General features: G+C 64.8%; 3 pseudogenes. 1 reads left to right on the forward strand and 2 read right to left on the reverse strand.

The window, feature by feature from the left end:
* Positions 1 to 234 (forward strand): annotated as a pseudogene (locus AB0F91_RS46955) (SAM-dependent methyltransferase); the annotation flags it as partial.
* A 265-nt stretch (positions 235 to 499) separates the two neighbouring features.
* Here AB0F91_RS46955 and AB0F91_RS46960 read toward each other — a convergent pair.
* Both AB0F91_RS46960 and AB0F91_RS46965 read right to left on the reverse strand, forming a co-directional pair.
* Positions 500 to 1,522 (reverse strand): annotated as a pseudogene (locus tag AB0F91_RS46960) (IS630 family transposase).
* Between the two features lie 84 nt (positions 1,523 to 1,606).
* Positions 1,607 to 2,777: pseudogene (locus tag AB0F91_RS46965) on the reverse strand (IS3 family transposase).
* Between the last annotated feature and the right edge of the window lie 579 nt (positions 2,778 to 3,356).

The raw sequence follows: 3,356 nt of genomic DNA on the forward strand, positions 1-3,356 counted from the left end.
CACATCCACCGCCGCAGCAGCTACTTCCGCGCGCTGGCCGCCAACAACCTGGTGCCCTCCACCGTCTGGGACCTCACCGCCGAAGCCATCCCCTACTGGCAGCTGAGGTCACATTCGAGCCACCGCACCGGCGTCGAACAGGCCTTCCTCGACGGGCACCAGTCCGGCGAGCTGAACTACCTGGTCATCGTCGCCGACGCCATCCGCGATCGCGGATCCGCGGTGAGAGAGTGAATCCGGTCAGGTTGAGGCCCGAAGTTGCAGGCCTGCGCGAGGATCGCGGGTTGGGTGCTCCGGGATAGCACCAAAGGTGCCCGGCTGCGGCGGGTCAGCGGCCGGGCAACGCCACGCGGGTGCCGGCCAGCAGGTCGCCGTGTTCCTCGCCGCGGTGCAGCACGTCGTCGGCGGTGAAGACCTGCACCACACCATGATCAACCAACACCCCCAACCGACCTACACCAAGTTACGAGACATCGCTTAAGTGTCGCGTGCTTGAGTTCTATTTACGTTTGATCTTGGCGGGTAGATCGTCTGCGGTCTTTGTCCAGGTGAACGGCTTGGCGCGGTTGTTGTAAGTGTCGATGTAGGTGCGGATGGCGTCTTCGAGATCTCGACCATGTTGAGCCACGAGCAGCTGGTCAGGGTGAAGTGCAGCGTGATCCGCGGATGTTTGGCCAGCCAGGCGGTGACGTTGGGGTGGGTGTGGGTGCCGTAGTTGTCGCAGATGACGTGCAGCTTGACCCGGGGGTGCGCGGTGGCCACCTGCTTGAGGAAAGCCAGGAACTCCACGTTGGTGTGCCGCGGGTAGCAGGCGTCGGCACTGATCCGGCCGGTGGCGACCTCCAGTGCGGCGAACAGGGTGGTGGTGCCGTGGCGCAGGTAGTCGTGAGTCTGCCGGGCGGGCAGCCCGGGACGTTAGCGGCAGCATGGGCTGGGTGCGGTCTAGTGCCTGGATCTGACTCTTCTCGTCGACGCTGACCACTACCGCGCCCTTGGGTGGTGTGAGGTAGAGCCCGACCACGTCGCGGATCTTGGATTCCAGCTCCGGGTCGGTGGAGAACTTGAACGTTTCGATCCGGTGTGGCTGGATGTTCCACTTGCGCCAGATCCTGGCCACGGTGGCGAACGAGATCCCCAACCGCTGGGCCAAAAGGCGTTAAAACCAATGCGTCACCCCCAGCTCGGGCGGAGGATTTCCCTTGTCTGCCAATGTTTCCGCCAGTACCGCAACCTCATCGATCTGCCTTTGGCGACCAGGTCGAGGCAAGTCAGCCAGCGCGCCGATCCCCGCGTCGGCATACCGGGCCCGCCATTTGAGCACCGTGGGCCGGGTCGTCTGCATCCGCTGCGCGATCTCGGTATTGGCCACCCCATTGGCAGCCATCAACACAATCCGAGCCCGCGCCACCACGCCGGCCGGTGCCATCGACGCGCGTGCCAACGCCTCCAATCGAACCCGGTCACCATCACGCAACTGCAACGCCTGGGCCACATACACGGCCGGATTCTCCCGCAGCCTCATACGTATAACTACCAACGACACGCGACACTAGGGCTAACGAATTGAGGTGTGTCAAGGTTCTTGGACGGCCCTCGATGGGTTTCCTCAGGCCGCGCTCGCGGTGAGGTGATCACGGTAGGCCTCGACCGGGGTGCGGTAGCCGAGGCCGCTGTGGAGTCGTTTCCGGTTGTAAAAAACTTCGATGTAGTCAGCGACAGCGTACCGCGCACGGACCCGGGTCGGGAACATTTCGCGGTGATACATCTCGGTTTTCAGCGATGCGAAGAACGACTTGGCCGCCGCGTTGTCCCAGCACACCCCGGTCCGCCCGACACTGGTTCGAACCTGATTGCCGTTGCAGAATCGGAAAAACTCGGCCGAGGTGTACTGCGTTCCGCGGTCGGAGTGGAACACTGCGCCCGGGCTGACATGGCCGTGGGTGATCGCCATGCCCAGGGCGTCGGTGATCAACGATGTGCGCATGTGATCGGCCAGCTGCCAGCCGACGACCATCCGGGTGGCCAGATCGATCACGGTCGCGAGATACAGCCAGCCCTCACCGGTTCTCAAGTAGGTGATGTCGCCGACCAGCCGTTGACCAGGCATGTCCGCGGTGAACTCACGGCCGATCAGATCGGGACTGTGCACGGGTTGTTCCCCAGGCAGGGTGGTGCGTTGTATGCCCGGGGCTGGCAGCCGGCCAGCCCGAGTTCGCGCATGAGATCGGCGACCAGCCCGACGCTGCACGGGTGGCCTTCGCGGTTGAGCTGGGCCGTGACCCGTCGGCAGCCGTAGGCGCCGCGTCCCTCGGTGAACACCCGGGACACATGTTCCCTGAGTAGGCGGCGCCGGGCTTGGGTGGCTGTCTCGGTGGAAACCCGGTGCCTCCAAGCGTAAAAAGACGACCGCGGCACCCGCAGTAACCGGCACATCCAGGTGATCGGATAGTGGGCCTTCTCCGCGTCGATGACCGCGCAGCGCTCGGCTACTGCGAGGTCCGCGCGAAGAAGGCCGCGGCTTTTTTCAGGAACTCGTTTTCCATCCGCAGCGGGCGGATCTCGTCTTCCATCTCCGCGACCCGGGTGCGCTCGGACGGGCTCACCGGTTGCGCGGGTCCAGGGTTCTCGCGCCGCCCGGCGTTGACCCAGTTGGCCAGTGTGCCGGCGTTGATCTCGAGATCCCGGGCGATCTCGGCGACAGGTTTACCGGTCTCGATCACCATCTGCACAGCCTCGGCCTTGAACTGAGCGCTGAATCTCCGACGCTGCTCGGGCATACACGCATCCTCTCAGACAGGAGGCCCTGTCCAAGATCCTTGGTACACCTCAGTTTCTCGTGTATCCCGGCGGTCCCCCCACCACCGCATCATCCGCCGCATGCGCCAGTAGCACGGCGTCCTTGACGACCACCAGTGGACCGCCCGCACCGGCCCCCTCGGCACTGTGGGCGCGGTCATGGCACTGCCCGGAGCATCCAGCCGGCGGCCGTATCACCCCGGCGTCAGCCACGGCGCGGGGTGCCCAGGCGCGTGCTCGTCGGCGTCGCCGCCAGCGACTTAGGCTTGCTCACCGGCCGGGCGGACGTGGCGCGATGCGGAAATGCTCCACGAGACACCGAGCATGGCGTCGACGTGATCATGATCGGCGCCACTCTCGCGGAGCCTCAGCGCGAATGTGTCGAGCAACCGGCCAGGCCTGAGGTTGGTGATGCCAGCGTCAGCGCCGACCCTGCCGACAACCTTGACGATACCGATGGTACTAAGAGCGTGTCTCACTTGGTGAGTTTCTTGTAGCAGGTGATGGCGGCGCCGAGGGTGAGGAAGGCGAGGTAGTGGCTGGGTTTGCGTTCGTAGCGG

It is taken from the genome of Amycolatopsis sp. NPDC023774 (assembly GCF_040639695.1).
Lineage (GTDB): Bacteria > Actinomycetota > Actinomycetes > Mycobacteriales > Pseudonocardiaceae > Amycolatopsis.